This is a genomic window from Streptomyces violens, from assembly GCF_000717745.1.
Lineage (GTDB): Bacteria > Actinomycetota > Actinomycetes > Streptomycetales > Streptomycetaceae > Streptomyces > Streptomyces violens.
In genome coordinates this window covers 335,956-362,132 of the sequence record NZ_JOBH01000003.1, presented here as the reverse complement: position 1 = coordinate 362,132, position 26,177 = coordinate 335,956, and the positions used below count along the sequence as shown (strand labels likewise).

Genomic DNA, 26,177 nt, shown 5'->3' with positions numbered 1-26,177 from the left:
GCCTTACCGACGTGCCGCGCGAACCTGAACCCGAGACCGCCGACAGTTACCAACCGTGGGTGGGTGATGTCCTGCATCACCTCGCATACGAAGGCCAGCGGCTGTCGGAGGCCGACATACTCACCCCCCTCCCCGAGGGCTTCGTGTTGACTTGGGAGGGCGTAGACGCGATCCTCTCCGCCGCCTGGAAGACCGATAGGGAAGAACTCAAGTGGACCATACATGTCCGAATAGCTAGACAGGTCAGATACGCCAGTGACGGCGCATACGTATTCCACCATGAGTATGGGTCACCTGACCGATACAAACCTCACGTACTACTTAAGAATTTGTTCACCGCAGGCTCGGGTTCCACCTGGGGCGACCTCGTTGAAGAGGTCATTGAATACCTCAATGACCCAAAACAAGAGTACGGGTGGCGCCTAGAGCCCACTAAACAGTACGAGTACGCGAACAGCGTTATCACCTACCGGCGGGACGTCGCGACGGCGGAACGCCGCGTACGGAGGGCTCTGCTGTCGCGGTGGCTCCGGCTGGTGCCGCTTGTGGTGATGCCGCTGGTTCTGACAGTGGTCGCATGGGGAAACCTGTGGCCGGACAACGTGCCGGACCTGCGCACGTTCAACAGTGTGGCCTTCGCGGTGATGCTGGTCCTGGTGGTGGTGTTCCTGGTCGGCTTCTTCTTGCGGGTGAAGGACGAGGAACACGGTGTCAGGTCGGTGTTCCTGCTACGCAGGGATCTGGAGATCATCCATGACCGATGGATCCTCAACGCCTCAAAGACGCGCCCGACGACGGAGCGGAGGGACGGCTACCGGGAGCACATACCTCGGGTGATAGATCGCTTGCGGCGCGACACACGATTCTACCGGCGTATTCACAACTGGTTTCAGTGGGGGGTGTTCTTCGCGTCCGTGGGAACCACGGCGACTACGGCTTTCTGGGAGACCCCGCAGCCGGGTAAGACGATCCTGATCGCGCTGGGGTCATTCCTTGCGTTCGCCACCGCAGTGACGGGCTATTTCAAATTCCGTGAGCGGGCGTACAACCTTCAGCAGACCGCGGACCAGGTAGAGCAGCACGCCACGGCCTTCGATTTGGGGATTGCGCCGTACGCGGATGCGGACGCGGCGGTGAACCTGGAGAGGTTCGCGGAGAACGTGGAGACGCTTCGGATGGAGCAGCGCAAGCGGGAACAACAGTTGGAACAGCCACATCAGGGGCAAGCCGAAGTCATCTGACCGGCAGGGGGGCCTCCGAGCTGCCTGCCGTTACCGGCAGCCGCCTGCTCGGCATTCGCCACTCCACGACACCTGGCAAGCCGCCATGGCACTGTCACGGATCCAGCTGCGCCGGAGGGAACTCGGCGGCCCCGGAAACCCAGCCCCGGGCCCCATGAACCGCGCCTACTCCCGGGCGGTGACGGCCCGGGAGCCTGCTGGCGGTACATACCTCGCTAACGATGACCGCAAAGCGCGCAGCAGCGTGTTAGCTAGATTCATTTGGCACACACCCGAAGTCCAGCGGCAGACCGACTGATGCCCAAGCGGCACCAAACCCCAAGCGAGTGCACTCCATTTGGTGTGGCCGGAATTCTGAGCTACAACATCACCCAGTCGAAGTCCTGAGACGGGAAAATGAAGCCTCTCAGGGGATTGGGATGAACATTGGCCAAGCTCATAGACAAGGGCGCCACCGCGACTGGAAAGCGGTGGGTGGTTCGTTACCGGGAGCCGGGCGGGCGTACCGCGCGGCAGCGTGAGAAGTCCTTCGACCGCAAGCGGGACGCTCTCGACTTCGCCACGAAAGTCGAGAACGACAAGCGTGAGAACACGTATGTCGATCCGACAGCCGGCCGCGTTTCCGTCAGCCAGTACGCGGAGAGCTGGCTCGCGTCGAAGGTGGGTGCACCCGGCACCCTCGTCGGGTACGAACAGATCATGCGGCTGCACGTATTGCCCCACTTGGGGAACAAGCCGATGGCCAAGGTGACCGCAGCTGACGTCGAAGCGCTCTTCGCTCGTTGGCGCCACGACGGCGCGAAACCCAACACCATCGCCTGCCGTCGGATCGCGCTCTCGGGCCTCTTCTCTCATGCCGCACGCCACAAACGGATCGCGACGAACCCCGTAAGGGAAGCACAGGCGCCCCAGGCCCCTGTCGTCTCCGTCGACGAGCGGGCGTTGCCCAGCTTCGAAGAGATATCTGCCCTAGCCGAGAAAATTGGGCCGCGACTCGAGCCGTGCGTCTGGCTCATGGCCTGCTGCGGCCTTCGGATCGGCGAGTCCCTCGGCGTATTCCCCGAAGACATTCGCGACGGAACGCTTCGGCTGCGTCGCCAAGTCACCCTCGTCAAAGACACATGCGGAAAATACGTCGCTCAGTACGCACCTCTCAAGCATCGCTCAGAGGGAGAATGGCGTGATATCCCTGCCCCAGCCATTCTGGATCCCTTCCATAGGTCCTTGCCCGTACGTAGCGCCCGTGGCGGGATGACGCACCCTGGCTTGGTTCGTAAATCCTGGGACGCAGCGATCGCCCGGCTCGGCCTTCCCCCTTATAAGCCGCACGACCTCCGACACAAGTGGGCGACGATCACGCTGAGCAACGGGGCTGCCCTCCACGAGGTCTCCCGGTGGCTAGGCCACCGTTCCGTCAACGTGACCGCAGACCTCTACGGCCACCTCACTCAGGACGGTCGCGAGCGCTGTCGCCAGATCATCACGTCGAGCTTCGCTCAGCACGTTCCCGTTCAGCCAGCGAATCCGGCGGCACCTGGTGCTGGGGGCGTGCTGAGTTCGTGCTGAGTTGGGTTCCTCGGGCGCACCGCGCAGCGTCTCTCCTGTCCCCCGTTCAGCGGCTTCAGGAACCACGCCGTAGCCATCGTCGTTTCCCCTCCGCGTCCGCGCATCAGCAGCCGATCCCCTTCTGACCTGCAAGGTTTCCCAGGCTTCTGCTCGATTCATCAGGGGTGGCGCCCACCGGGTGCTTTACGCGCCCCGCCGCGGGTGACTCAAGAGGCGACTCGGCCACCCCCGCCCTTGCCCTGGCTGATTCCGATCGGAAAGATTTGGTGCAGAAACGGTCCCTGTGGCGTGATCGTTCGGCATGTTACTCGCGGGTTCATGTCCGGGGTTCTCCGAGAGTAGCCCGTTTTCGCCGGATGACCTGGGCCTATGGCCACGGTTCGGACGTTTGGCAGTCGCTGCCGTTCGGGCGCTCTTGTGGGGTACGGTCGCGGCGCTGCATGGAGCACCACGAGGAGCGGGTCATTGCGCGAGTACTCCGTCCCCCCACTGGCGACGGCGCCCCGGGTCGGCGGTCTGGCGGACGCCGTCTTCGAGAATGCCGAGTCCGCCCCTGACAGGGTCGCGCTCTGCCGTAAGGATGACGCGGGACGCTGGGAGGACGTCAGCGCCGCGCGGTTCCGCGACGAGGTCATGGCGCTCGCCAAGGGACTGCTGGCCCAGGGCGTCCGGTTCGGCGACCGCGTCGGGATCATGTCGCGGACACGGTACGAGTGGACGCTGTTCGACTTCGCCCTGTGGTCGGTGGGCGCGCAGCCGGTACCGCTGTACCCGACCTCCTCCGCCGAGCAGGTCTTCTGGATGCTGCACGACTCGGCCGTCTCGTCGTGCGTCGTCGAGCACGAGGACCATGCCATGACCGTCGGCTCGGTCATCGACCGGCTGCCGCACCTGCGGCGGCTGTGGCAGTTGGACGCCGACCCGGTCGCCGAGCTGACCGAGGCGGGCGCGCACATCGAGGACGACGTCGTGCACCGGCACCGGATGGCGGTCACCCCGGACGCGCCCGCGACCGTCATCTACACCTCCGGCACCACCGGCCGCCCCAAGGGCTGCGTGATCAGCCACGCCAACTTCATGGCCGAGGCCGACAACGTCGTCGCACGGTACGAGAAGGTCTTCCACTCCAAGCCCGGCGACGAGGCGTCCACCCTGCTCTTCCTGCCGCTGGCACACGTCTTCGGGCGGATGGTGCAGGTCGCCGCGATCCGCGGCCGGGTCAAACTCGGCCACCAGCCGAACCTCTCGGCCACCGCGCTCCTCCCCGACCTGCAGTCCTTCCAGCCGAGCTTCATTCTCGCGGTGCCCTACATCTTCGAGAAGGTGTTCGCGGCGGCGCGGCGGAAGGCCGAGGCGGACGGCAAGGTCGGCCCCTTCGACAAGGCCGTCGACGTGGCGCGGCGGTATGCCGAGGCGATGGAGCACAAGGCGTTCGGTACCGGCTCCGGGCCCGGTCCGGGCCTGCGCATGCAGCACCAGCTGTTCGACAAGCTCGTCTACAGCAAGGTCCGCGCGGCGATGGGCGGCCGGGTCCGGCACGCGATGTCGGGCGGCTCGGCCATGGAGCGCCGGCTCGGCCTCTTCTGGGAGGGCGCGGGCGTCACGATCTACGAGGGATACGGCCTGACGGAGTCCACCGCCGCGGTCACCGCCAACCCGCCCGAGCAGACCCGGTTCGGCACGGTCGGGCTGCCCATCCCCGGTACGACCGTGCACATCGCGGACGACAACGAGGTGTGGGTGCACGGCGGCCAGGTCTTCCAGGGCTACCTCAACGACACCAAGGCCACCGATGCCGTACTGCACGACGGCTGGCTGGCCACCGGCGACCTCGGACAGCTCGACGAGGACGGATACCTCACGATCATCGGCCGCAAGAAGGAGATCCTGGTGACCTCCGGCGGCAAGACGATATCGCCAGTACCGCTGGAGGAGCGGGTGCGGGCGCATCCGTTGGTCGCCCAGTGCATTGTGATCGGCAACGACCGGCCGTACGTCGCCGCGCTGGTCACGCTGGACTCGGAGGCCGTGACGCACTGGCTGCAGATGCGCGGCAAGCCGTCCCTGCCGGCCACCGACCTGGTGCGCGACCCCGACCTGGAGACCGAGATCCGGCGGGCCGTGGTCGCCGCGAACACACTCGTCTCGCAGGCCGAGTCGATCCGTACGTTCCGCATCCTGGCCCACCAGTTCACCGAGGAGCACGGGCTGCTGACGCCGTCGCTGAAGCTGAAGCGGAAGGCGATCGAGACGGCGTACGAGGCGGAGGTGGCGGCGCTGTACGAGCGGTAGCTCGGCATCGCCACTCGAACGGGCGTACGGATGGCCGGGGACGCGGCAGCGACGGAACGGGTGACGGCTCAGTCCATCTCAGTCCGTCGGCGTGCATGGGAATGTGTGCCGCCGGATGATCGTTGAGTCTCGTAGCACCTGTACGCCGAACCAAAGGACCGATTCGCTCGTGAGCAAGGTTCCCCACATCACCCTCAACAACGGCGTCACGATGCCGCAGCTCGGCTTCGGTGTCTGGCAGATCCCGGACGACGAGGCGTTCACCGCTGTCGGCCACGCCCTGGAGGCCGGGTACCGCAGCATCGACACCGCCGCGATCTACGGCAACGAGGAGGGCACGGGGAAGGCCCTCGCCGCATCCGGCATCGCCCGTGACGAGCTGTTCGTGACGACGAAGCTGTGGAATACGGAACAGGGTTATGACTCCACCCTGCGCGCGTTCGACGCTTCGCTCGCCAAGCTGGGGCTGGACTACGTCGACCTGTACCTGATCCACTGGCCGCTGCCGGCCCGTGACACCTACGTCGACACCTACAAGGCGTTCGAGAAGATCCAGGCGGACGGCCGCGCCAAGGCCATCGGCGTCTCCAACTTCCAGCCGCCGCACCTCCAGCGGCTGCTGAACGAGACCTCGGTCGTCCCCGCGGTCAACCAGATCGAGCTCCACCCCGAGCTCCAGCAGGCCGAGACCCGCGCCTTCCACGCCGAGCACGACATCGCCACCGAGGCGTGGTCGCCGCTGGGCCAGGGCAAGGGCCTCCTGGAGAACGCCACGGTCGGCAAGCTCGCCGAGAAGCACGGCAAGACGCCGGCTCAGGTCGTGCTGCGCTGGCACCTCCAGCTCGGCAACGTCGTCATCCCCAAGTCCGCGACCCCGTCCCGGATCAAGGAGAACTTCGACGTCTTCGGCTTCGAGCTGGACGCGGAGGACCTGAGCACGATCGCCGGCCTGGACGCGGACAAGCGCCTGGGTCCGGACCCGGCCACGTTCGACGTGGCCTGAGTCAACGGCTCACCAGCACGGCGCCGCCGTCCGCCTTGGGGTGGGCGGCGGCGGTGCTGAGGGTTACCGGTCCTCGGGCCGCTGCTGCCGGCCGGTGCCGGTCTGATCGTTCAGCTTGTCCTGAGCCTTGTCCACCTGGCTCTGGTACTTGTTCCCCGTCCGCGCGTCGAAGGCGTCGCCGGCCTTCTCAACGCCTTTCCGGGTCTGGTCGGGGTGGCCCTTCATCATGCTCTTCAGCTTGTCGAGCATGGACATGGTTGCCTCCCTGTATGGGGTGCCTGACGTCCCCAGGGTCTCCGCATTTCCGCCCTCCCGCAAACGCGACGCAGACATGACGCAGCACTGTTGGTCACTCCGCGCGTCCCGCGTGCACCGTGCGCGCCGTGAGGAGGAAGGCGTCCGGGCGGTGGGCGATGGATGCCTCGTCGGTTGGGTCGGTGAGGCGGGTGAGTGTTGCGCGGTCTGCTTCGTCCAGCAGGTCGGCGTACTGTTCGGCGGCGCGGGACAGCCGGGCGGCGATGTGGTCGCGGGCGGTGCTGTCCAGGGGGGCCGGCAGGTCGAGGAGGAAGGTGCGGCTGGTGGTGTCGGCGAGGCCCGCGGCCGCCAGTAGGGCGGGCCAGTCCTCGGTGGTATCCCGGTAGCCCGGGAGTTCCGCTCGCATCTGTGCGAACCACTCCTCCTGGGCCGCGTCCAGTCTGGCCTGCAGGCCGGGGCGGCCGATGCCGATGTCGCGTGGCAGTACGCGGTCGGGCAGGCCGCCCTCGGCCACGGCCAGTACACCGCCGGGCCGTAGCCGCGCGGCGAGTAGTGCCACCGCGGCCCGTTGGTCGCCGACGTGGTGCAGTACCTTGCTCGTCCAGATGAGGTCGGCCGTGCCGAGCGCTTCGAGGTCGTCGTCGGGCAGTTCGGCCTCGTGGGTGCGGAACCGGTCGGCGAGGCCGAGTCGCGCGGCGCGGTCCCGGGCGCGGGCCAGCAGTTCCGGGGTCGGGTCCACCGCCACCACCTCCGCGTGCGGGAAGGCCCGCGCCAGCAGGCAGGTGACGACGCCGGGGCCGGAGCCGACGTCCCAGACGCGGCGTACGGATGCCTGTCCCGCGGCCCGTTCCTCGGAGCCGCCGAGCAGCGTGCGCAGCCAGTCGGCGGCCTGTTCGTACAGGGGCGTGGCGAGTTCGGCTTCGCGTACCAGCACCGGGGCCAGTTCTTCCCAGTCCATCTCCATGGGGCCCCTCTCCATCGGGTGGCCTCCGGTCACGCCAGGTCCGTCACCGTCACCGTGACGGTGAGTGTCGCGACGCCGTGCTGTTCCAAGTCCGCTGGTGGCAGCGCCCGTTGGACCGCGGACTTCACTTCCGTGCGTACCTCGCGGACCACGTCCAGCGCTCGGTGGCCGCGGCGCACCGCGAGGTGGATGCGCAGTCGCCACAGGCCCGGTGCGTCGCCCGGCTCCGCGCGGACGCCCGTGACGCGTGGCTGTCCGTCGGCGGGTGCGAGCAGCGGGACCGCGCCGCGTACGAGGTCGCCGAGGCCGGGACGGAGGTATGCGACGCCGGATGTGGCTCGTGCGGCCTCGGCCGCGGTGCGTTGCAGCAGTGTCCGGAGCTCGCGTTCCGTCCTGCCGAGGTCCTCGGCCCGGTGTGCGCCGCTCATGCCCGCTCCTCCCCCGAACCCGCATCCGCATCCGCCTCGACGATGTCCACGACCGCGACGTCGACTTCGGAGACGGTCATGCCGACCGCCTCGTCCGCCGCCGCGAGCACCCGGTCCCGGATCCGCTCCGCCAGTTCCGGCAGCGGCCACTCCAGGCCCGCCGCGACCTCCATGGTCACCGTCGCCGGTCCGCCGGGTGCCTGCAGGACGACCTTGCAGCTGCCCGCGAATACCGTGGGCAGCGCCTCGGCCGCCGCGCGGAACGCCTTCGCGGCCGCCGCCTCGGTGATCCAGGCGTCGTCCGCCGGCTCGCCCAGCGGCAGTGTGCGGCCGGGCCGCAGATCGGTCCTGACCAGGTCCATCACCCGTGCCGTGATCCGGTCGGCGGCCGCCGCCTCGGCCGCCTCGTCCACGTCGCGGTCCCGGGCCTCGCGTACGTAGTCGTCCAGTATCCCGAGCTGCGCCAGCGCTTCCTGGCAGTGCGGACAGCCGACTGTATGCGGATCGTCCGGGGACTCCTCCGCCGCCTCCCAGACCTCCGAGAGCGTGCGGCCGCAGGGCAGTGCCGGGTCCTCGCCCTCGTACGCGTCGCCTAGCGCCATGAGCTCATCGCCTCCGTCAGATAGCGGCGTGCCCGGAAGACCCGGCCGCGCACCGCCTGGTGCGTGCTGCCCACGATCTCGGCGATCTCCTCGTAGGGCAGCCCCTGCAGTTCGCGCAGGACCCAGCAGGCGCGCTGTTCGGGGGTGAGCCCCTGCATGGCGTCGCTCAGCGCGCGCACCGCCGCCTGCGACTCGGCCGCGCGGACCGGTGACGAGGCGTGTTCGGGCGCGGGCGGTTCGGGGACCGAGCCGAGGTCCTGGGTGGGGCGGCGGGTCCGCAGGATGTTCAGGCAGCGGTTGGTGACGATGCGGTACATCCACGTCGAGAACGAGGCGTCGCCGCGGAACTCCGGGATCCGGCGCCAGGCGTTGACGAACGCGTCCTGCACGGCGTCCTCCGCGTCCGTCCTGCTGCCCAGCAGCCGGGTCGCCAGGCGCAGCAGCGGCGGGCCGTGCCGGCGCACGAGCACCTCGAACGCGCCCTCGTCTCCCTCTCCGGCCCGCACGGCCAGGAGGGCATCGCCGGGTTCGGGCACCCGTCCGCTCCTCTCGGTCGGCACCGCGGAACATGCGTGCCAGGCATCACTGCCCCGGTACCCATTGGGGCACGCTCCGGTCCCGATGTCCCGGTACGGCACGCGCAAAGCACGGTGATTTTCCCGCTTTCCGATCATTCGCCGGGCCCACTGGGCACGGGCCCGGTACGGAAAGGGCCGTCGCACGGGGCAGGATGGGGCGCGGGCCGGTAAGCGGAACGGTCCGTACGGAAAGGAAGACCAGCACGATGGAGGTCGGCGATGGGCGCCGGGTACCGGAACAGCAGACGCCGGAGCGGGCCGGTCCGGTGCGCGGAGCGGTACAGGATGTCGTGCGCTCGCTGCCGGACTGGCGGCAGTGGCGGACCGCGCTGTGCCGTACGCCGCTGTCCGTGTGGCGTGACGATCTGACGGACTGGGCGGCCAGCCTGACGTATTACTCGGTGCTGGCGCTGCTGCCCGCGATGATTGTGACGGTGTCGCTGATCGGGCTGGCCGATCCGCCCGCGACCGGGCAGCTCATCGAGCACATCAGCGCGCTCGCCCCGGCCCAGTCCGGCGCCACGCTGCACCGCGCGCTCATCTCCATGTCGCATCAGCGGACCGCGGCCTGGCTGGTGGTGGGCGGTGCGACGGTCAGCGCGGTGTGGTCCTCGTGCAGCTATCTCGCGGTGTTCCGGCGGGCGCTGCACGCCATGCACCGGGTCAAGGACGACCGGCCGCCGTGGCGCAAGGCGCCGCGCATTCTCGGTACGGCGCTGGTGCTGCTCGCCTCGCTCATCGGCAGCGCGGTGGCCCTGCTGGCCAGCGGGCCGCTGGCGCGTGCGATGGGGCGCGCCGTGGGGCTGGGCCGGGCCGCCGAGGTGACCTGGAGCGTGGTCAAGTGGCCGCTGCTGCTGTGCCTGGTGACCGTGCTGGTACTGGTCCTCTTCCGCTCGGGGCCGCCGGCCTCGCGCGGGGTGCGGCGCGGGGTGCCCGGCGGCGTCCTCGCGGTGCTGCTGTGGCTGGTCTCCTCGGCGGGCTTCGCGCTGTACGCGTCGTACGTCGGGACCTTCAACCGGCTGTACGGGTCGCTCGCGGGCCCTGTGGTCTTTCTGATCTGGCTGTGGTTCTCCCACCTGTCCCTGCTGACCGGCGCGCAGTTCAACGCGGAGCTGACGCGGGCGGCACCGCGCGCCGGGCGGGAGCGGGGCCGGGAGCGGGTCAGCGGGCCCCGTGGCCCGCTGCGACGGCTTCGATCCGCTGTGCGAGGGCGAAGTCCCGTTCGGTGATGCGGCCGCCGGCGCTGTGGGTGTTCACCGCGATGGTCAGCTTGTTGTAGCTCAGCGTCTGGTCGGAGTGGTGGCCCAGCTCCTCCTGGATCTGGGCCACGTGGATGACCATCGCGGCCGCCGGGAGGTGGCTGTCGAAGCCGTACGTACGGGTCAGCTTGTCGTCGGCGACCGTCCAGCCGGGCAGCTCCGCCAGCCGGTCCTCGATCTCCTTGTCGGTGAGCGGATCCACCTGACCGTTCATGCCGTCCGCCTCTCAGCCGTCGCGTGCCGCGTGGGTATCTGCGTTCCAGATTTCCACCCACCTTCGCACGCCGAACCCGCTTTCGCGCCAATGTGCGGACGGGCGTGCCGCGGGTCGGTCCTGTACCGCGGTACTGGCCGGTGGCTCAGTCCTGCGCCGCGGCCACCAGCGCGGCCACCCGGTCGATCGCGAAGGCGTAGCCCTGGACGCCGCAGCCCGCGATGACGCCGTCGGCGCGGTGCGAGACGTAGGAGTGGTGCCGGAACTCCTCGCGGTGGTGGATGTTGGAGATGTGTACCTCCAGGACCGGCATCCCGTCGCAGGCGTTGAGCGCGTCGAGGATCGCGACGGAGGTGTGGGAGTACGCGGCCGGGTTGATCACGATGCCCGCATGGGTGAGCCGGGCCTCGTGGATCCAGTCGACGAGCTGCCCCTCGTGGTTCGACTGCCTGCAGTCGACCGTGCCCCCGTGCGCGGCCGCGGCCTTGGCACACAGCGCCTCGACGTCGGCGAGCGTGTCGGAGCCGTAGATCTCCGGCTGCCGCTGGCCCAGGAGGTTCAGGTTCGGGCCGTTGAGGACGAGGATCGGGGCGGTGGCGAGGGTGCGGGGCATGGCTCTCAACTCTCCGTTCGGTGAGGCGCGCTGTCAGGGCGCCAGTATCTCCTTCGGCGAGTCCTCTGCCGTTGCGGGGGCCTCGGCGGTCGCGGGGCCGTCGGCCGGTGTGAGGCCGTCGGCCGCCGTGGGTCCCTCGGCCGCCGTGGGCCCCTCGGTCGTCTCCCGCTCGCGTACGGTCCGTCGGGCCCGCATCCAGGCGTACACCAGGATGCCCGCGAAGAGGAACAGCACGCCCTGGTAGATCGCCGCGTATCCGGCGCCCGCCACCAGCCAGAAGGTGAAGCCGAAGGCGACCAGCGCGAGGACCAGGTCCCGGGCGAAGCGGCCGGGGCGCACCTCGTCGCGGCGCCCGGTGAGCAGGAAGTACACCTGCGCGCCGGCGGCGAGGAGGTAGGGCACGGTGGCCGAGAACGTCGTGATCAGGACGAGGATCTCGAAGACGCCGCCGGCGCCGGAGACGTAATTGCACACGGTGAGCGCCGAGGCCAGTACGACGGAGGCCAGGACGCCGAAGGTCGGCACGCCGCGCCGCTTCCTCCGGAAGGCGGCCGGGAACAGGCCGTCCCCGGCGGCGACGTACGGGGACTGGGCGCTCATCAGCGTCCAGCCGTTCAGCGCGCCGAGGATGGAGATCACGGCGGCCGCGGCGATCAGCGTGCCGCCCCAGGTGCCGCCGAACATCGAGTTCATCGCGTCGGAGAACGGGGCCTGGGAGTCGACCAGCTTGTCGTGCGGGACGGTGCCGAAGACCGAGAGGGTGCCGAGGAGGTAGACGACGGCGGCGCCGAGGACTCCGAGGACGGTGGCCCGGCCGACGTTGCGCCGCGGGTTGCGCACCTCGCCCGCGCTCATCGCGGCGGACTCCACGCCGACGTAGCTGTACAGCAGGATCGCGGCGGCGGCCGAGAGCCCGCCGAGCGAGCTGCCGCTGCCCTCGTGGAAGGAGCCGAGGTTGTCCGGGTCGAAGAAGAACAGCCCGGCGATCGCGATGAACAGCAGCGGCAGGAACTTCAGGACGGTGGCGATGAGCTGCACGGCACCGACGTAGCGGGTGCCGGCGAAGTTCGAGATCGCCGGGAGCCAGAGGGCGATCAGCGCGACGGCCAGGTCCATGCCCTTGGAGTCATGGCCGGGGAAGAGCACGTGGACATAGCCCACGGCGGCCACGGCGAGGGCCGCGTTGCTGACCCAGGACATGGTCCAGTACGACCAGGCGGAGAGGAAGCCGGCGAAGTCGCCGAACGCCTCGCGCGCGTAGACGTACGGGCCTCCGGTGTCCGGGTGGCGCTGCGCGAGGCGGCCGAAGACCAGGGCGAGCGCGAGCGCGCCGAGGGTCAGGACGCCGAAGGCGACGAGGCTGACGGTGCCGTAGGGGGCGACCGAGGCGGGGAGCAGGAAGATCCCGCCGCCGATGATGTTGCCCATCACCAGGGCGGTGGCGGTCCCCAGACCGAAGCGGCGGGTGTGCCGGTCGTGCATGGCGGGTGGTGGCTCTCTCTTGTGCTCTGCGTCCGAGGTCGCCGGACGCCCTGCGCACCGGGCCTGTGTCAGGCTCCCGGCACGCGCCGCGCCCGGCCGGGTGGCAGCGGGCGCCCCACCATGGTCCGCGACCCCGGAGGCCGCCTCCAAATCAGCGCTTTTTGTCCTGTGCGGCGCCATCGGCGGGCGAAAAAGCTTCGGAAGTGGCACCCTGCGACCGCATTTCGTCCACACCGGACCGTATCTCGCCCGCGCCCGGTGCCGTATCCGTACTGGACCGGGGCTCGCCGCCCACCGGTACCGCCGGTCCCCCGCCCTCCCCCAGCCAGCGGCGGAACACCCGGTGGACGTGTTCGGCGCCGACGAGCTCCGTGCCCTCCGGCACCGGCGGCGTGAGCTCTTCCGGCCAGAGCAGGAACGGGTGGGACTGCTTGCCGCCGAGGCCGCCGTGTGAGCCGATCTGTTCCTCGAAGGCGTGTACCTCGCCCGTCTCCGGGTCGCAGGAGGAATTGATCATGATGTCGGCGGCATGCGGGAAGCCGTCAGTACGGCGTACCGCATCCGCCGCGCCCGGCCCGAACGGCGCCAGCGGGTCCTCGCCGACGATCCGCCCCGTGTCGAGGTGGTGCGCGCCCCCGCGCGGGCCGAGGACGACCGCGCCGTGCTCCTCGGACCGTACGAGCACGAAGCCGATGCCCGGATGCTCGGCGAGGGTGCTCAGCAGTGCCGGATTGCGGCGGTCGATCTGCTCGCGCGTCGCCCGGCCCGGTATCGAGGGCAGCGACACCAGGCCGAGGTTCCCGGAGGCCAGCACGATCGGCTCGGCGGCCCGGCGGGCCCGCCGCGTGGTCTCCTCCGGCTCCTCCTCGGGGCGGTGCAGCGCGGCGCGCGCGGTGTTTCTCGCCTCGGCGCCCGTGGGGCTGCGGCGCGCCCGCCGGGACACCGGCAGCCCGCAGCCGGCCCGGACCAGGTCCTCCAGCGTCAGCCCGTACCGCCCGGCGAAGGTCTCCCCCGGGCTCTGCCCGTGGTCGGAGAGGAGCACGATGCGGTACGGGCGCGGCGCATGCGGGGCGATCTTGGCGATCAGCGCGAGCGAACGGTCCAGCCGCCGCAGCACCAGCCGCGCGTCCCGGCTCTCCGGCCCCGAGTGGTGCGCGACCTCGTCGTACGCGACCAGGTCGGCGTAGATCGCGGTCCGGCCGACCAGCATGTCGCCGATCACCGCGGCGACCACCACGTCCCGCTCGACGACCGTCGCGAACGCCCGCACGAAGGGGTACAGCCCGCCGCGCTTGACCCGCGGCCCGTCCTCCCGGAAGCGCGCCCGCAGCGACTGCTTGATCTCGCGGCACACCTCCACCACGAAGGAGGCGGCGGTGCGGGTGGCGTTCGCCGGGTCGGAGAAGTACGCGAAGTACCCGGCCCGGGAGCGGTTGTAGCGGCCGCGCCGGGCGGCCACCGAGAGCACCAGCGCGAGCTGTGCCGCGCCGCCGCTGAAAAGATTGCCGCGGCTCGCGCCGTCCACGGAGAGCAGGCCGCCGCTGCCGGTCCTGACCATCGCGCGGCGCTGCAGCTCGGCGGCGCTGGTCGGGCGGTTGCTGACGATGACCTCGCCGGTCTCCTTCTCGTACCAGCGGAAGGCGGGCACGTCGTGGTTGGTGCCGTGCAGGATGCCGAGCTGGCTGGCGCCGGTCTGGCTGGACCAGTCGGTGCGCCAGGGGGTGAGCGTGTGGGTCGCGCCGGCCCAGCCCGCGACGGTGGGCATGAGCGGGTCGGGGCCCGCCAGCGCGTCCGCGAGCACGTCGTGCCCGACGCCGTCGAGCTGGAGGAAGACCGTGCCGGGCGGGGCGCCGGCCGGGTCCTGCACCACGGAGGTGCGTCGCCGGAGGGCCAGCCGGGCCAGCCGCCTGCGGTACGCGTCGTCGTCCCCGACCGCGAGCGCCGCACCGGTGGCGGAGGACACCGCGGACATCACGGCGGCGACCACCACGGCCGTCTCCGGGGAGGCCGCGCCGCGCCCGTCGGGGATCAGCCAGAGCGCGACCAGCAGCAGCGAGCCGTTGAGCGCGAAGACCAGCAGGCCGAGCACGAGCGCGGGCACCAGCAGCAGGGTCCGTACGAGCAGCGGCCACACCAGGGCGCCGAGCAGGCCGAAGGCGCCGGCGCCGAGCGCCGCTGCCACCGCGATCTGGGTGGCGCTGTCGCCGTCCGCGGACTGCAGCCGGAAGTCGGGCAGCGCACCGGCCAGCACGAGCATGGCGACGGTCGAGACCGCCCAGACCGCGATCACTCGCAGCAGGGCACCGCCCGCGCTCCGCCATCGGGGTCGCCGCACTCCGCACTCACCTTTCCTCGGACATGTCACTGACATGTCCGGTACGTGTCACCGGTCCGCGCTTCAGCGTGCCACACGAGCCGGGACGGGTCGGGCCCCTGTGGACAACCCCGACAATGGCCATGGCAATGGCAGGGGCACCGGTCGGCGGGAAACAGCTTCCCGCGCGGTGCCCCGGTAGCCGGATTTGGCAGGATGAAGCGTGATCACTTTGCACACGCAGCGGCTCACATTGCGCCGCTGGCTCCCCGGAGACCTTCAGCCGATGGCGGCTGTGAACGCCGATCCCGAAGTGATGCGCTGGATCGGGAGCGGCGCGACGCGCAGTCTGACGCAGACCGCCTCCGGCATTTCCTCCTGGGAACAGGAGTGGGACATCGAGGGCTTCGGACTGTTCGCGGTGGAGCTGCGCGCCTCGCGGGAGCTGGCCGGGTTCGTCGGACTGTCCGTACCGCACTTCCTGCCGGAGGTACTGCCCGCCGTGGAGATCGGCTGGCGGCTGGGCCGGCCGTACTGGGGACGGGGCATCGCCACGGAGGCAGCACGGGCCGCGCTGGACTACGGATTCCGCGAGCGCGGCCTGGAGCGGATCATCAGCATCGCGCAACGCGGCAACGACGCCTCCGAACGCATCATGCGCAAGCTGGGGATGCGGCTGGACCGCGAGACGGTGGACCCGACATGCGGCCGCACGGTCCGGGTGTACGTCATCGACGCGCCGGGCTGCACTAGCGGCTGACCCGCGCCCACACGGTCTTGCCGATCTGCCGGTCCCGCACGCCCCAGGCGGTGGCCAGCGCCGCGACGAGTACGAGCCCGCGGCCAGTTTCCGCGTTCGCGGTGGGCCGTTGTAGCGCGGGGCGGGCGTCACCCGCGTCCGACACCTCCACGGTGATCTCCTTGTCCTCGCCCTCCTCTCCCAGGTCGATGCGGACCTCGAAGAGCCGCCCGGGGACGCGGCCGTGCCGGGCCGCGTTCGCGGCGAGTTCGGACACGACGAGCTCGACGGTGTCGACCGTGTCCGGCGCGACGCCGTGCGCGAGCAGTACCGCGCGGACGGCCCGCCGGGCCCGGCCGACGGACTGGGGGACGGAAGTGAACCGCTGGCACCAGGGGTGACTTTCTGCGTTCATGGGTCCACTGTCAGTGGTGGTGGCTACGCTCGGTAGTGGTTGCGGGTGGACCGTTGACCGACCGTTGAACCACGTTGAGGGGGGCTGCAATGGCGCAGCCGAAGAAGAAGGCCCTGAGCCCGGCCCAGCAGTACTTGGCGGAGGTACTGCGCCTTCTGCGCACGGCCCGCGGCCTGTCGCAGACCGAGCTGGGTTCGCTGATGAACTACACGGGCGCGGCGGTGAGCGCGGTGGAGACCTGCGCGAAACCGGCGACGGACGAGTTCCTGGAGAGCGCGGAGGGGGCGCTGGAGGCGGGCGGGGTGATCGCAGCGGCGGCGAAGTATGTGAGGTTGGAGCGGTATCCGGAGCACTTCCGGGGCGTGGTGCAGTTGGAGCAGGCGGCGCTGAGCGTGTCCTCGTACTGCACGCAGCTGATCCACGGCCTGTTGCAGACCGAGGAGTACACGCGGGCGACGCTGGGCTGCGCCTTCCCGCCGCTGGAAGCGGAGGAGATCGAGGGGCTGGCGAAGGCCCGGATGGAGCGCCGGGCGCTCCTCGACCGCAAACCGGTGTGCTGCATCAACGTCATCCACGAAGAGGCCGCGCTGCGGCGGCGGCTCGGCGGCCTGGACGTCATGCGGCGCCAGTACGAGCACCTCATCGAGTGCGCTCAGCGTCCCAACGTCGCGCTCCAGGTGATGCCGATGAGCAAGGGCGAACACGCGGGGATCCCGGGTCCCATGACGGTAATCGAAACTCCGGAATTGACGAGCCTGGTCTACACGGAAGTAGAGGGGCAGAGCACTCTGGTATCGCGTCCGGAAGAAGTCGGAGTACTGACTCGGCGCTATGCCATGATCGGACGCCAGGCCCTCCGGCCGGAGGACTCCGTGAAGCTGATCGAGCAGTTGAGGGATGAGCTATGAGCGACCTGAAATGGTTCAAGAGCAGCTACAGCGATTCCACGGGCGGTGAGTGCGTCGAGGTCGCTCCCAGCCTGACTCTCGTCCACATCCGGGATTCCAAGGACCCCGACGGGCCGGTCCTCGACGTGCGGCCTGACACGTTTGCCGCTTTCATAACCTTCGCGGCTCGGGCGTAGGCTCGAGGGGCGGGGTGTAAGGCGCGCGTACGGAGGTCAGACCGTGTCGGTGGAGGTCACGTGGTGGGGGCATGCCACCGCTACGGTCGAGGACTCCGGGACGCGGCTGCTGACCGACCCGCTGTTCGTACGGCGCCTGGCGCACCTGCGGCGGCGCCGGGGCGCCCTGCCCGGTGGCAGCGCCACCATCGCGGACGCGGTGCTGATCTCGCATCTGCACGCCGACCATCTCCACCTGCCCTCGCTCGCGCGTCTCGCGCCCGGTACGCGGCTGATCGTGCCGCGTGGCGCGCCCGCCGCACTGCCCGGGCTGCGTCGCACCGCGGCCGCCCACGGCCTGCCCGTGACGGAGCTCGCGGCCGGCGACAAGACCGAGGTCGGTGCGGTCACCGTACGGGCGGTGCGCGCGGCGCACGACGGGCGGCGGCTGCCGTTCGGGCGGCACCGCGTGCCGGCGCTCGGCTATGTGATGCAGGGCGCGGCAACGACGTACTTCGCGGGTGACACCGGGCTGTTCGACGAAATGGCGGACGAGGTCGGAGCGTGCGACGTGGCGCTGCTGCCGGTCGGCGGCTGGGGCCCGCGCCTCGGGCACGAGCACCTGGACGCGCGTCAAGCGGCGGTCGCGGCGGCCCGGCTCGCGCCGCGCGATGCCGTGCCGGTGCACTACGGCACGTACTGGCCGATCGGTATGGAATTCGTGCGGCCGCACGAATTCCACGCGCCGGGGCAGGAGTTCGTACGGCAGTCGGCGCTGGTGGCGCCCGAGGTGACCGTGCACCGGCTGGAGCACGGTGACTCGGTGCGGCTGGCGGCGGGCCGGTGAGCGCTTCCTGGACACCGGTCGTCGCGCTGGCTGCCGTGGTCCCGCCGGAGTCCACGCAGCAGGCGGCCGGTTATCCGTCGCTCTTCGTCCTGGTGGTGCTCGGCTCGCTGGTGCCGGTCGTGCCGACCGGGGCGCTGGTCAGCTCGGCGGCGGCCGTGGCGTTCCACCACACCGCGCCGTTCTCGCTGCTGCTGGTCTTCCTCGTGGCGTCGGCCGCCGCGTTCCTCGGCGACATGGCGCTGTACTGGCTGGGCGCGCGCGGGGTGCGGTCCAAGAACGGCTCGCGGTGGCTGGAGCGGCTGCGCGAGCGGTCGGCGCCGGAGCGGCTGGCGCAGGCCCGGACGCGGCTGGACGAGCACGGAGTGCAGGTGCTCGTGCTGTCCCGGCTGATGCCGGCCGGGCGCATTCCGATCATGCTGGCGTGCCTGCTGGCGAAGCTGCCGGTGCGGTGGTTCGCTCGCGGTGATCTGCCTGCGTGCCTGGCCTGGGCTGCGACGTACCAGCTCATCGGCATTCTGGGCGGCTCGCTCTTCAGCGAGCCGTGGCAGGGCGTGGCCGCGGCGGTCGGCCTGACGGTCCTGCTCAGCGCGGCCCCGGCGGCCTGGCGCCGGATCCGCCGCCCGCACGACCACTCGGCCTGACGCGCCCCCGACCGACCCGACCGACCCGACCGGCCTGACGTGTCGTCAGTCGGCCGTCCTCCTTTCCATTCCCAACGCCTCGCCCAGCGCCCGGAGTTCCTCCTTCACCGCGGGGATTTCGAGAGGGTCAGGAGCGGCCAGCAAGCGTCTGCGGCGGTCGGCGTCCGGGTCGAACAGGGCCTCCGTACTCAGGCGGACGCGCAGCGCCTTGGGGTCGTCGCCGAAGCGGTGGCCGCCGCGGGCGGCCCAGCGGGCCAGTGCCCGTTCCAGCGCGGCCGGTCCCGTGACGCCGCGGGCGGCGAAGGCGGGGCGGAGCGGTTCGAGGTCGGCGTAGAGGTGGCTGCCGGCGTGCGGCGGGCGGCAGACCGCGCCGGCGTCGGTGAGCGTGTGGTGCAGCCCGGCGGCGAGCCGGCCGTGCAGCCGCGCCGCCGCGGTGATCCGCTCCCGTACGGTGGCGGGCTCGCCCAGCGCATGGCCGACGGCGGCGGCGAGCGGACCCGGCAGCGGAGTGGCGAGGCCGGTCAGCGCGTCGAGCGCGGCGGCGCGCAGTACCTCGCCGGGGTCGGTGGCGGGGAAGCGGGCGAGCGCGGCGGGCCAGGAGGCCGGTACGAGCGTGGCCCGCAGGTCGGCGAGGACGACGACGCTGCCGGGCAGCATCTCGGCGGGGCTGAGCACCACCGTGTCGTGCGGGTCGTGCAGCAGGTCGCGGCGGGTCTCGTCGCTGATGATCCACAGTCCCTCGTCGGCCGCCACCTCGCACACCTCGTGCAGCTGCTCGGGCGCCGGGCAGGTGCCGGTGGGGTCGTCGGCGACGGACACCAGCAGCACCCGCGGGTCGCCGCCGGTGTCCCGGGCGCGGTGCACGGCCTCCAGGAGCGTGAAGGGGTCCGGTACTCCCCCGGACTCGGCCGGTGCCGGCGCCGGGTGCACGGCGCGGCCCAGCAGCCGGGCCTGCGGGGCGTACCACGCGGCGCACGGGCGGGGCAGTACGACGTCGCCGCCGGTCGCGGCGAGCAGCGCGAGCAGCAGAGCGGGCGCGCCGGGTCCGGCCAGCACGCGTTCGGCGGCGGTCGCAAGGCCCCGGCGCTCGAAGTAGCCGCAGGCGGTGGCGCGCAGGGTCAGGGCGCCGCCGGGCGGTTCGGGGTCGGTGCGGTCGGCCGCAGCGGCCAGGTGCGCGGCCAGCTCCGGGAGGATGGGCAGGCCCATGGGCGGATCCGGATCCGGGTGCGGCTCCAGGGCGCTCGGCTGCATCCGTACCTCCACTGTCCACGGCAGGCGGTCGGGGCCCGCACGGCGTCGGGCCCCGACCACCCTTGCAGATCACGGAGGTGCGGCGCGGGACGACACGTCACCGCTCCGCGCCGCGGGCCTCCCGTCCGCGGCCGCCGTTCTCCTCGCGCAGGCAGCGCAGCTCCCGCTCCAGGCCGCGGCCGCGGGTCTCGACGACGGCGGCGGCGAGGTCGTGGAGCTTGCGGTTGGTGTGCTGGGAGAGCCGGCGCAGCATGCCGAACGCCTCGTCGGCGTCGCAGCGCAGCACGTACATCATGATTCCGCACGCCTGGTCGACGATCGGGCGGGAGCGGAGCGCGGCGTCCAGCCGGCCGACCTCCGCCAGCGCCCGGCGGTAGTTCCGGTCGCGGGCCAGGCCGGTGGCGGCGAGGTCGCCGAGCGCGGCGGCCGCGCAGTCGCCGGGGTCCGCGGTGAGTCCGGGGCGGAAGCTGTAGACGGTGACGGTGACCGCCAGTCCGTCGCGCAGGTACGGCAGCGTCGTACTGGAGCGTACGCCCGCCTCCAGCGCCTCGGTGCGGTACGCGGGCCACCGGTCGTCGTGCAGCAGGTCGTCGGAGGTGACGGGGCGTCCGGAGGCCAGGGCGGCCTGGATGGGCCCTTCGCCGGACTCCCACTGGACGCTGACCAGCGAGGTCAGGTCGGGATGGGTGACGGCGGCGGGCGGGTCGGCGGCCGCTTCGCCGGTGGTCACGGTCGCGGTGGCGCCGCAGCTGTCCGGGGTGCACCGCGCGGCTACGTCCGCGAGGTTCACCAGGCTCCGGGCGGACGAACCCCGCGCGTCGCCGGATTCATCCACCGGGCAGAGGGTGTGGGTCGCCATTGCTGTCAGTCCCTCGGTCCTTGTCGGTCCTCGGTCGGTGCTCCGGGCCGGCGGTGCGGCGGTGCAGCTCAGCAGTGGTCCCGCCGCGGCCGGTCGCATATGTCGGAGGCCCGGCCCGTAGGGAGTCGGATGCCCGGCGCGCGGGCGCGGAAAACGCCGGTATCCCGTCGTTCGGGAGCCGGTTTCCGGGGCCCGGCACCGGCGCCCCGGCCGCCCCGGCGAGTACGTCCGTCCCGGCCCGCACCCGCGTCTCCGCGCCCTGCCCGCGCCTCCCGTTCCGCGCCCGCGATCTCCCTCCATTCCGGACGTGATGGGGCTCTTCCGGACGTGTATGGGTTCCGGGCGGGGCCGGTACCTGTCGGTCCGGATACGGTGTGGGCATGGCCGGGGTAGAGCAGTCAGCGGGCGGGGATCTCACCGATTTCCGCAAGCGGGTGGAGGAGTTGCGGAGCGCGCGGGCGCTGCCGTCGCAGGAGCAGCAGCCGATGCTGGACGCTGCCCTTTTCGAGCTGCAGCACGTCGTCGACGTACTGCTGCCGCGGTACGAAGGGCTGGCGGCGGCCGGCCGCAACAACGGCTCGCGGGCGGGGACGGAGGAGCAGCAGCTGCTGCGGGCGCTGTTCCAGCGGACGCCCTGCGTGGTCGCGCTGCTGGATCCGGACACGGTCGTGCGGCGGCTGAACTTCGCCGGGACGATCCTTTTCGGCATGCGCGCGGGGTACGCGACAGGGCGCCCGCTCACCGGCTCGCTGGCCCCGGAGATCCGCGCGGCCTTCCGGTCGCAGGTCGCCGCCGTGGCCCGTAACGAAGGCGACCGCAGCATGGTCGTCCGGCTGCTCCGCACGCCCGACGGGCCCGGCGAGCCGCTGCGCGCGACGATGACGGCGCTGCGTCCGCCGGGGGAGCCGGGCACGGCCGTTCTCACGGTTTTCCACACCGGGGGCGGTGCGTTCCCTTCGCACGAAATACCATCAATTAACGGGATATGGCTGGGGGATGAACAGCAGGGGGACCACGGGGAGCAGCGCGCGCACCTCGCGGAAGTGAAGCAGGGCGCCGAGCTGATGGATCTCCTCGACGACACGACCACCGCGCTGCTCTCCGGGCAGCCGGCGGGCACGGCGGTGAAGGCGGGCGGGCCCCCCGCCGCGGTGGAGCGGGCCCTGCGGGAGCTGAGCGGCCGGTTCGCCGACTGGGTGGTACTCGACGAGACGACGCCGGCGGAGGGGGAAGCGGCGGACGGGGCCGGTGCCCTGCGCCGCACCCTGGTCCTCGGCCCGGACGACAGCGAGGACCTCACCGCGGCGCTCGCCGGGCAGGACCCGGCCCAGTGTCCGCTCGCCGAGGACGGGGCCCGCACCGGCAGCTCCGCCCTCCAGGTACGGCCCGAAGACGTGGCGGACTTCGGCCACGACGCACAGGGGGCACCACTGCTGGTACGCGCCTCGGTCACCTCCCTGCTGTGCGTGCCACTGCGGGAAGCGGGCGGCCCCGTACGGGGTGTGCTCACGCTGTTCCGTACGGGGGCCCGCCAGGCGTTCAGCCTCCCGGAGGCCGGAGTCGTGGACCGGGTGTCGCGGCACCTGGCGCTGGCGCTGCGCGACACCCGGTCCTGAGAACGGCGCCCTGCCGCGAGAGCAGGTGAGAGCGGTACGGGCGCCGGGTCCGGGCGTCAGGTGGCGGCGCACTCCTCCTGACGGCCGCCGACCTGGTCGGCGAGGCGGCGGCAGGTCCGGCTGATGATCCGCGAGACATGCATCTGGGAGATGCCGAGCCGGTCGGCGATCCGGCTCTGGGTCATGTCGCAGAAGAACCGCATGTAGAGGATCTCCCGCTCGCGCTCCGGCAGATTGCGCAGCTTGGGCTTGACCGCCTCGCGGTCCAGGACGAGGTCGAAGCCGGCCTCGGGGGCGCCGAGCGTGTCGGCGAGCGAGTAGCCGTCGTCGGCGCCGGGCAGTTCGGCGTCCAGGGACAGCGTGGTGAAGCTCTCCAGCGCCTGGCTGCCGAGCAGTACCTCTTCCAGGGACATGCCGGTGTGCTCGGCGATCTCCTCGGGGGTGGGCCCGCGGTCGTCCACGCTGCGGGTCAGTTCCTGGCGCGCGGCGCGGACGCGGTTGCGCAGCTCCTGCACCCGGCGCGGTACGTGCAGTCCCCACATGTGGTCACGGAAGTGCCGCTTGACCTCGCCCACGATGGTGGGCACGGCGAAGCTCTCGAACGCGCAGCCGCGCTCGGGGTCGTAGCGGTCCACGGCCTTCACCAGGCCGAGCGCCGCGACCTGCTGGAGGTCCTCGGCGGACTCGCCACGGTTGCGGAAGCGCAGCGCGAGCCGCTCGGACATGGGCAGCCAGGCGCAGACGACGCGGCGCCGCAGCTCGTCGCGTTCGGGGCCTTCGGGGAGGGTGGACAGCCGCTCGAAGTCAGCGGCGGTGTCGGGGGCGTCGTGGTGGGAGTGGCGGGCCCGCGCCCGGCTGCCGCCCGGCGGGGCCTTGCTCGCCGTGACCCTGCGCGGCTTGCTGCGGCGTACGGGTTTGCCGGGCGGCCGGCTCGGCGCCTGGTCGGGCCGCCGGCGCGCGGCGCGCTGCTCGGGGGTGCGTTCTATCGCGGTGTGCTGTTCTTCGGCCTGGGGTGTCATGGGCATGGTCTGGGCTCCCTGATCCGTCGACTCAGAGTCCGTCAGATCCCGTGGAAGCGCGGCCAGACAGGCGCGCCCGCGAGGCGTCATACGTCTTCCACGGGCGTGCCTCCGGTCCGAAGCACGGTTAGTCGCGTGCCCGGCCGCCCCCTGCGTAAACCCCTCCCCCCTCAAGTCAGTTCGGGACGCGCGGTCCCACGCCCGGACCGGACGGGCCGCCGACCGGCCGTGCCCGGCGCCCAGGTAACCGCCCGCGCGCGCCGTACACCACGTACTTCGTACGGATTCCGCCCGCGGGGCGCCCCACCACCGGGCGGAGTCGGTTTTCAGCCCGCCGTCCGCCGCCCGGTCGGCGGTGCTTCGTAGTGCCGTACGGTGACCGGCTCCGGCCCACCCCAGTCCTGCCGTTCGGTGCGCACGAGCCGCCAGCCCCGGCGTTCGTACAGGGCGATCGCGGCGGCGTCCGTGGCGTTGACGGCCAGTACGGGCCGCAGCCCACCGGCCGCAGCCTCGTTGGTCACGCGACGCAGCAGCCGGCCGCCCAGGCCCCGGCCGCGCGCCTCGGGGGCAACGTAGAGCCGGTTCACCTCTCCCCCGCACAGCGCGGCGTGGCCCGCGACGCGGCCGTCCGCGTCCTCGGCGATCCACGCGCCGGTCAGCCCCTCCGGAGTCAGCCAGCCCGCCGGATCGGCAGGCCAGACGTACGGATAGCCGCTGTGCAGGTGCACCGCGCGCAGCAGGCGTACGCACGCGGGCAGGTCCTGCGCGTCGCGAGGTCTGATCATCGGCCCATCGAAGCACGCGGCGGGCATGGCCGGGGGCGTCTTGGGTACTGCTGCCAGCACTCCCCCTGCAGGAGGCCGGCCGTGAGAGCAGGAGAAGGAAGAAGGCGATCAGGCAATGGCACAGTTGGTACGGGAAGTCATGACGCCGGCCGTCACCGCCGTACACCCAGACGCTTCGCTGGTGGAGGCGGCTCAGCTCATGCGCGCGCACGACATCGGAGACGTCCTGGTGGCGGAGGACGGCAAGCTGGTGGGCGTGGTGACCGACCGGGATATCGTGCTGCGCGCCGTGGCGGACGGAGTGGACCCGTTCAGCGTGCAGTGCCATTCGGTGTGCACCCCGGAACCGGTCACGGTCGGTCCGGAGGAGCCGGTGTCGGCCGCGGTGACGCTGCTGCGCCGGAACGCGGTGCGGCGGCTGCCGGTGGTCCAGAACGGCGCTCCGGTGGGCATGGTCAGCATCGGTGACCTGGCGCGGGACCAGGACCCCGAATCGGCCCTGGCGGACATCAGCCGGGCCGCGCCGGACGGATCGCCGGGTCGGTGGTGATCCGTCCGGAAGACGGTCCGTTACCGTCTGCCGGCCCGTTACCGTCTGCGGTGGTCCCGCTGGGGTACATGTGGCTCATGCGCACTGTACTGAGCACGTGGGACCGCAGGACGTTCAACGGGGTCGCGACCCGGCACTGGCCCGGCGCCGAGCGCGTGCTGCCCAAACTGAGCCGCGCCGCCGACCACGGGCTGCTGTGGCTGGGCGCGGCGGCGGGCGCGGCGGCGCTGGGCGGGCGGCCCGCACGCCGGGCCGCGCTGCGCGGCGTCGCCTCGCTGGCGGTGGCGTCCCTGACGGTGAACACCCTGGGCAAGCGCTCGGTACGCCGGGACCGGCCGATCCTGGACGCGGTACCGGTGATACGGCAGCTCTCCCGGCAGCCCTTCACGACCTCCTTCCCCTCGGGGCACGCCGCCTCCGCCGTGGCGTTCGCGACCGGCGTGGCTTTCGAGAACAAGTGGTGGGGGCTGGCGCTGGCGCCGGTCGCCGCCTCGGTAGCCTTCTCCCGCATCTACACCGGTGTCCACTATCCGGGCGATGTACTGGCGGGCGCCGCGCTCGGCGCGGGCGCGGCCTTCGCGGTACGCGGCTTCGCGCCGACCCGCGCGCAGATGGCGCCGCCCGCCCGGCCGCGCGCCGACGCGCCCGCACTGCCGGACGGCGACGGGCTGTGTGTCGTCACGAACCAGGGCTCGGGCCAGCGCACCGGCGCGCACAGCGACCAGACCCAGGTCATCCATGACGTACTGCCGCTGGCCGAGGTGACCGAGTGCGGCCACCAGGGCGCGGTGCCGCTGGACAAGGCGCTGCAGGCCGCGGCCGAGCGGGCCGCCGAGCGCGGCGGGGCGCTCGGCGTGCTGGGCGGCGACGGCACGATCAATGCGGCGGCCGCGGTCGCGGTGCGGCACGGCGTACCGCTCGCGGTGCTGCCCGGCGGCACCCACAACCACTTCGCGTACGACCTGGGCGTGGAGACCGTGGCCGAGGCGGCGCGGGCGGTGCAGACCGGCGAGGCGGTCGCGGTGGACCTCGCGCGGTTCCGCACCGGGCCGCGGCAGGAGCCGACCTACTTCCTCAACACCTTCTCGATCGGGGCCTACCCCGATCTGGTGCGCATCAGGGAGGAGTGGGCCGGGAAGATCGGCGCCTGGCCGGCCGGGGTGCTGGCCGCGTGGCAGGTGCTGCGCACCGCCGAGCCGGTGACCGTGGAGATCAACGGCCGGCGGCGCGAGCTGTGGACGCTGTTCGTGGGCAACTGCGCGTACCGGGGCCTCGGTTCGGCCCCGGTCCGGCGGCACGACCTGGCGGACGGCGTGCTGGACGTACGGATGGTGCACGGCGGCCGGCTGGCCCGCACGCGGCTGCTCACCGCGGCACTGACGGGGGCGCTGCGGCATACGCCCGTCTTGAGCGAGGCGCGGCTGCGGACCTTGCGGATCGGGGGGCTGGCGGCCGGTACGGATCTTGCGTACGACGGCGAAGTGACTCCGGCGGGCGAGGAGTTGGTGGTTGATAAGGAGAACGAGGCGTTGGTTGTCTATCGGCTGCTGCCGGAGTGAGCCGCACACACAGTGTTTATAT

At 71.6% G+C, this 26,177-nt stretch carries 27 protein-coding genes; 13 read left to right on the top strand and 14 right to left on the bottom strand.

The features are described 5' to 3' along the window. Positions 1 to 59: 59 nt before the first annotated feature. From IF04_RS37185 to IF04_RS0108155, 4 genes are all read left to right on the top strand, one after another. Positions 60 to 1,241: an SLATT domain-containing protein gene (locus IF04_RS37185; protein ID WP_157847613.1), complete on the top strand. Its 1,182-nt coding sequence runs from the start codon at positions 60 to 62 to the stop codon at positions 1,239 to 1,241. A 426-nt stretch (positions 1,242 to 1,667) separates the two neighbouring features. Continuing rightward, entirely contained in the window at positions 1,668 to 2,807 is a 1,140-nt protein-coding gene (locus tag IF04_RS0108165; RefSeq protein ID WP_030252955.1) for a tyrosine-type recombinase/integrase, read from the top strand. 465 nt (positions 2,808 to 3,272) lie between these two features. Further along, complete coding sequence (locus IF04_RS0108160) at positions 3,273 to 5,099, top strand: AMP-dependent synthetase/ligase (RefSeq protein WP_030252954.1); 1,827 nt, start codon at positions 3,273 to 3,275, stop codon at positions 5,097 to 5,099. Positions 5,100 to 5,268: 169 nt separating this feature from the next. Then, positions 5,269 to 6,102, top strand: a complete 834-nt coding sequence (locus tag IF04_RS0108155) for an aldo/keto reductase (protein ID WP_030252953.1) — start codon at positions 5,269 to 5,271, stop codon at positions 6,100 to 6,102. A 63-nt stretch (positions 6,103 to 6,165) separates the two neighbouring features. On the opposite strand, the gene IF04_RS0108150 is transcribed toward IF04_RS0108155, so the two are convergent. The 5 genes from IF04_RS0108150 to IF04_RS0108130 form a co-directional block, all read right to left on the bottom strand. Next, positions 6,166 to 6,357, bottom strand: a complete 192-nt coding sequence (locus IF04_RS0108150; protein ID WP_030252951.1) for an antitoxin — start codon at positions 6,355 to 6,357, stop codon at positions 6,166 to 6,168. 94 nt (positions 6,358 to 6,451) lie between these two features. Beyond that, positions 6,452 to 7,321: a class I SAM-dependent methyltransferase gene (locus IF04_RS0108145; RefSeq protein ID WP_245654318.1), complete on the bottom strand. Its 870-nt coding sequence runs from the start codon at positions 7,319 to 7,321 to the stop codon at positions 6,452 to 6,454. Between the two features lie 29 nt (positions 7,322 to 7,350). Further along, the gene (locus IF04_RS39250; RefSeq protein WP_051830854.1) at positions 7,351 to 7,749 is read right to left on the bottom strand and encodes a hypothetical protein; all 399 of its coding nucleotides are present in this window, start codon (positions 7,747 to 7,749) and stop codon (positions 7,351 to 7,353) included. Then, positions 7,746 to 8,351 carry an Asp23/Gls24 family envelope stress response protein gene (locus tag IF04_RS0108135; RefSeq protein WP_030252945.1) on the bottom strand — a complete coding sequence of 202 codons (606 nt, stop codon included), beginning with the start codon at positions 8,349 to 8,351 and terminating at the stop codon, positions 7,746 to 7,748. Before IF04_RS0108135 ends, IF04_RS39250 begins: the two co-directional genes overlap by 4 nt. Beyond that, a complete protein-coding gene (locus tag IF04_RS0108130; protein ID WP_030252943.1) occupies positions 8,342 to 8,887 on the bottom strand; it encodes an RNA polymerase sigma factor in 546 nt (181 codons plus the stop codon). The genes IF04_RS0108135 and IF04_RS0108130 overlap by 10 nt, the downstream gene beginning before the upstream one ends. Before the next feature lie 248 nt (positions 8,888 to 9,135). Between IF04_RS0108130 and IF04_RS0108125 the strand changes: the two genes are divergently transcribed. Next, the gene (locus IF04_RS0108125; protein ID WP_078599981.1) at positions 9,136 to 10,158 is read left to right on the top strand and encodes a YihY/virulence factor BrkB family protein; all 1,023 of its coding nucleotides are present in this window, start codon (positions 9,136 to 9,138) and stop codon (positions 10,156 to 10,158) included. On the opposite strand, the gene IF04_RS0108120 is transcribed toward IF04_RS0108125, so the two are convergent. The 4 genes from IF04_RS0108120 to IF04_RS0108105 form a co-directional block, all read right to left on the bottom strand. After that, a complete protein-coding gene (locus IF04_RS0108120; RefSeq protein ID WP_030252938.1) occupies positions 10,091 to 10,402 on the bottom strand; it encodes a 4a-hydroxytetrahydrobiopterin dehydratase in 312 nt (103 codons plus the stop codon). The two genes, IF04_RS0108125 and IF04_RS0108120, sit on opposite strands and share 68 nt — an antisense overlap. Before the next feature lie 145 nt (positions 10,403 to 10,547). After that, positions 10,548 to 11,015: a type II 3-dehydroquinate dehydratase gene (gene aroQ, locus IF04_RS0108115; RefSeq protein ID WP_030252936.1), complete on the bottom strand. Its 468-nt coding sequence runs from the start codon at positions 11,013 to 11,015 to the stop codon at positions 10,548 to 10,550. 33 nt (positions 11,016 to 11,048) lie between these two features. Continuing rightward, complete coding sequence (locus tag IF04_RS0108110) at positions 11,049 to 12,497, bottom strand: amino acid permease (protein WP_078599979.1); 1,449 nt, start codon at positions 12,495 to 12,497, stop codon at positions 11,049 to 11,051. 151 nt (positions 12,498 to 12,648) lie between these two features. Beyond that, positions 12,649 to 14,868 carry a phage holin family protein gene (locus tag IF04_RS0108105; protein ID WP_078599977.1) on the bottom strand — a complete coding sequence of 740 codons (2,220 nt, stop codon included), beginning with the start codon at positions 14,866 to 14,868 and terminating at the stop codon, positions 12,649 to 12,651. 166 nt (positions 14,869 to 15,034) lie between these two features. On the opposite strand from IF04_RS0108105, the gene IF04_RS0108100 reads away from it, so the two are divergent. Continuing rightward, on the top strand, positions 15,035 to 15,571 hold the full coding sequence (locus IF04_RS0108100) for a GNAT family N-acetyltransferase (protein WP_030252931.1): 537 nt from the start codon (positions 15,035 to 15,037) through the stop codon (positions 15,569 to 15,571). Here the strand turns inward: IF04_RS0108100 and IF04_RS0108095 are convergent. Next, the gene (locus IF04_RS0108095; protein WP_030252930.1) at positions 15,561 to 15,965 is read right to left on the bottom strand and encodes an ATP-binding protein; all 405 of its coding nucleotides are present in this window, start codon (positions 15,963 to 15,965) and stop codon (positions 15,561 to 15,563) included. The two genes, IF04_RS0108100 and IF04_RS0108095, sit on opposite strands and share 11 nt — an antisense overlap. 89 nt (positions 15,966 to 16,054) lie before the next feature. Between IF04_RS0108095 and IF04_RS0108090 the strand changes: the two genes are divergently transcribed. Genes IF04_RS0108090 through IF04_RS0108075 form a run of 4 tightly spaced genes read left to right on the top strand, consistent with a single transcriptional unit; the run spans position 16,055 to position 18,516 of the window. Beyond that, complete coding sequence (locus IF04_RS0108090; protein ID WP_030252929.1) at positions 16,055 to 16,873, top strand: helix-turn-helix domain-containing protein; 819 nt, start codon at positions 16,055 to 16,057, stop codon at positions 16,871 to 16,873. After that, the gene (locus tag IF04_RS0108085; protein ID WP_030252927.1) at positions 16,870 to 17,049 is read left to right on the top strand and encodes a DUF397 domain-containing protein; all 180 of its coding nucleotides are present in this window, start codon (positions 16,870 to 16,872) and stop codon (positions 17,047 to 17,049) included. The genes IF04_RS0108090 and IF04_RS0108085 overlap by 4 nt, the downstream gene beginning before the upstream one ends. Before the next feature lie 43 nt (positions 17,050 to 17,092). After that, positions 17,093 to 17,875 (top strand): MBL fold metallo-hydrolase, encoded by a 783-nt coding sequence (locus IF04_RS0108080; RefSeq protein WP_030252926.1) that lies wholly within the window; start codon positions 17,093 to 17,095, stop codon positions 17,873 to 17,875. Continuing rightward, positions 17,872 to 18,516 carry a DedA family protein gene (locus IF04_RS0108075; protein ID WP_245654317.1) on the top strand — a complete coding sequence of 215 codons (645 nt, stop codon included), beginning with the start codon at positions 17,872 to 17,874 and terminating at the stop codon, positions 18,514 to 18,516. Before IF04_RS0108080 ends, IF04_RS0108075 begins: the two co-directional genes overlap by 4 nt. 45 nt (positions 18,517 to 18,561) lie before the next feature. Here IF04_RS0108075 and IF04_RS0108070 read toward each other — a convergent pair whose 3' ends face one another. Both IF04_RS0108070 and IF04_RS0108065 read right to left on the bottom strand, forming a co-directional pair. Continuing rightward, entirely contained in the window at positions 18,562 to 19,767 is a 1,206-nt protein-coding gene (locus tag IF04_RS0108070; protein ID WP_030252922.1) for an aminotransferase class I/II-fold pyridoxal phosphate-dependent enzyme, read from the bottom strand. 97 nt (positions 19,768 to 19,864) lie between these two features. Continuing rightward, on the bottom strand, positions 19,865 to 20,626 hold the full coding sequence (locus tag IF04_RS0108065; protein WP_051830850.1) for an ANTAR domain-containing response regulator: 762 nt from the start codon (positions 20,624 to 20,626) through the stop codon (positions 19,865 to 19,867). Between the two features lie 380 nt (positions 20,627 to 21,006). Here IF04_RS0108065 and IF04_RS0108060 point away from each other — a divergent pair, with 380 nt between their 5' ends. Then, positions 21,007 to 22,242, top strand: a complete 1,236-nt coding sequence (locus tag IF04_RS0108060; protein WP_030252919.1) for a PAS domain-containing protein — start codon at positions 21,007 to 21,009, stop codon at positions 22,240 to 22,242. A 56-nt stretch (positions 22,243 to 22,298) separates the two neighbouring features. Here the strand turns inward: IF04_RS0108060 and IF04_RS0108055 are convergent, their stop codons facing one another. After that, positions 22,299 to 23,261, bottom strand: a complete 963-nt coding sequence (locus IF04_RS0108055; RefSeq protein WP_078599975.1) for a SigB/SigF/SigG family RNA polymerase sigma factor — start codon at positions 23,259 to 23,261, stop codon at positions 22,299 to 22,301. Positions 23,262 to 23,587: 326 nt separating this feature from the next. Continuing rightward, positions 23,588 to 24,046 (bottom strand): GNAT family N-acetyltransferase, encoded by a 459-nt coding sequence (locus IF04_RS0108050; protein ID WP_051830913.1) that lies wholly within the window; start codon positions 24,044 to 24,046, stop codon positions 23,588 to 23,590. A 115-nt stretch (positions 24,047 to 24,161) separates the two neighbouring features. On the opposite strand from IF04_RS0108050, the gene IF04_RS0108045 reads away from it, so the two are divergent. Both IF04_RS0108045 and IF04_RS0108040 read left to right on the top strand, forming a co-directional pair. After that, positions 24,162 to 24,596 carry a CBS domain-containing protein gene (locus IF04_RS0108045; RefSeq protein ID WP_030252913.1) on the top strand — a complete coding sequence of 145 codons (435 nt, stop codon included), beginning with the start codon at positions 24,162 to 24,164 and terminating at the stop codon, positions 24,594 to 24,596. Between the two features lie 77 nt (positions 24,597 to 24,673). After that, positions 24,674 to 26,155 (top strand): bifunctional phosphatase PAP2/diacylglycerol kinase family protein, encoded by a 1,482-nt coding sequence (locus tag IF04_RS0108040; RefSeq protein WP_030252911.1) that lies wholly within the window; start codon positions 24,674 to 24,676, stop codon positions 26,153 to 26,155. The last annotated feature ends 22 nt before the right edge of the window (positions 26,156 to 26,177 follow it).

What these genes read in the sequence shown, in the direction of transcription:
- IF04_RS0108150 (WP_030252951.1), bottom strand. Translation starts at nt 6,357, where the DNA reads ATGTCCATGCTCGACAAGCTGAAGAGCATGATGAAGGGCCACCCCGAC.
- IF04_RS0108145 (WP_245654318.1), bottom strand. Translation starts at nt 7,321, where the DNA reads ATGGAGATGGACTGGGAAGAACTGGCCCCGGTGCTGGTACGCGAAGCC.
- IF04_RS39250 (WP_051830854.1), bottom strand. Translation starts at nt 7,749, where the DNA reads ATGAGCGGCGCACACCGGGCCGAGGACCTCGGCAGGACGGAACGCGAG.
- IF04_RS0108135 (WP_030252945.1), bottom strand. Translation starts at nt 8,351, where the DNA reads ATGGCGCTAGGCGACGCGTACGAGGGCGAGGACCCGGCACTGCCCTGC.
- IF04_RS0108125 (WP_078599981.1), top strand. Translation starts at nt 9,136, where the DNA reads ATGGAGGTCGGCGATGGGCGCCGGGTACCGGAACAGCAGACGCCGGAG.
- IF04_RS0108120 (WP_030252938.1), bottom strand. Translation starts at nt 10,402, where the DNA reads ATGAACGGTCAGGTGGATCCGCTCACCGACAAGGAGATCGAGGACCGG.
- aroQ (WP_030252936.1), bottom strand. Translation starts at nt 11,015, where the DNA reads ATGCCCCGCACCCTCGCCACCGCCCCGATCCTCGTCCTCAACGGCCCG.
- IF04_RS0108110 (WP_078599979.1), bottom strand. Translation starts at nt 12,497, where the DNA reads ATGCACGACCGGCACACCCGCCGCTTCGGTCTGGGGACCGCCACCGCC.
- IF04_RS0108105 (WP_078599977.1), bottom strand. Translation starts at nt 14,868, where the DNA reads ATGTCAGTGACATGTCCGAGGAAAGGTGAGTGCGGAGTGCGGCGACCC.
- IF04_RS0108095 (WP_030252930.1), bottom strand. Translation starts at nt 15,965, where the DNA reads ATGAACGCAGAAAGTCACCCCTGGTGCCAGCGGTTCACTTCCGTCCCC.
- IF04_RS0108090 (WP_030252929.1), top strand. Translation starts at nt 16,055, where the DNA reads ATGGCGCAGCCGAAGAAGAAGGCCCTGAGCCCGGCCCAGCAGTACTTG.
- IF04_RS0108085 (WP_030252927.1), top strand. Translation starts at nt 16,870, where the DNA reads ATGAGCGACCTGAAATGGTTCAAGAGCAGCTACAGCGATTCCACGGGC.
- IF04_RS0108070 (WP_030252922.1), bottom strand. Translation starts at nt 19,767, where the DNA reads ATGCAGCCGAGCGCCCTGGAGCCGCACCCGGATCCGGATCCGCCCATG.
- IF04_RS0108065 (WP_051830850.1), bottom strand. Translation starts at nt 20,626, where the DNA reads ATGGCGACCCACACCCTCTGCCCGGTGGATGAATCCGGCGACGCGCGG.
- IF04_RS0108060 (WP_030252919.1), top strand. Translation starts at nt 21,007, where the DNA reads ATGGCCGGGGTAGAGCAGTCAGCGGGCGGGGATCTCACCGATTTCCGC.
- IF04_RS0108055 (WP_078599975.1), bottom strand. Translation starts at nt 23,261, where the DNA reads ATGACACCCCAGGCCGAAGAACAGCACACCGCGATAGAACGCACCCCC.
- IF04_RS0108050 (WP_051830913.1), bottom strand. Translation starts at nt 24,046, where the DNA reads ATGATCAGACCTCGCGACGCGCAGGACCTGCCCGCGTGCGTACGCCTG.
- IF04_RS0108045 (WP_030252913.1), top strand. Translation starts at nt 24,162, where the DNA reads ATGGCACAGTTGGTACGGGAAGTCATGACGCCGGCCGTCACCGCCGTA.
- IF04_RS0108040 (WP_030252911.1), top strand. Translation starts at nt 24,674, where the DNA reads ATGCGCACTGTACTGAGCACGTGGGACCGCAGGACGTTCAACGGGGTC.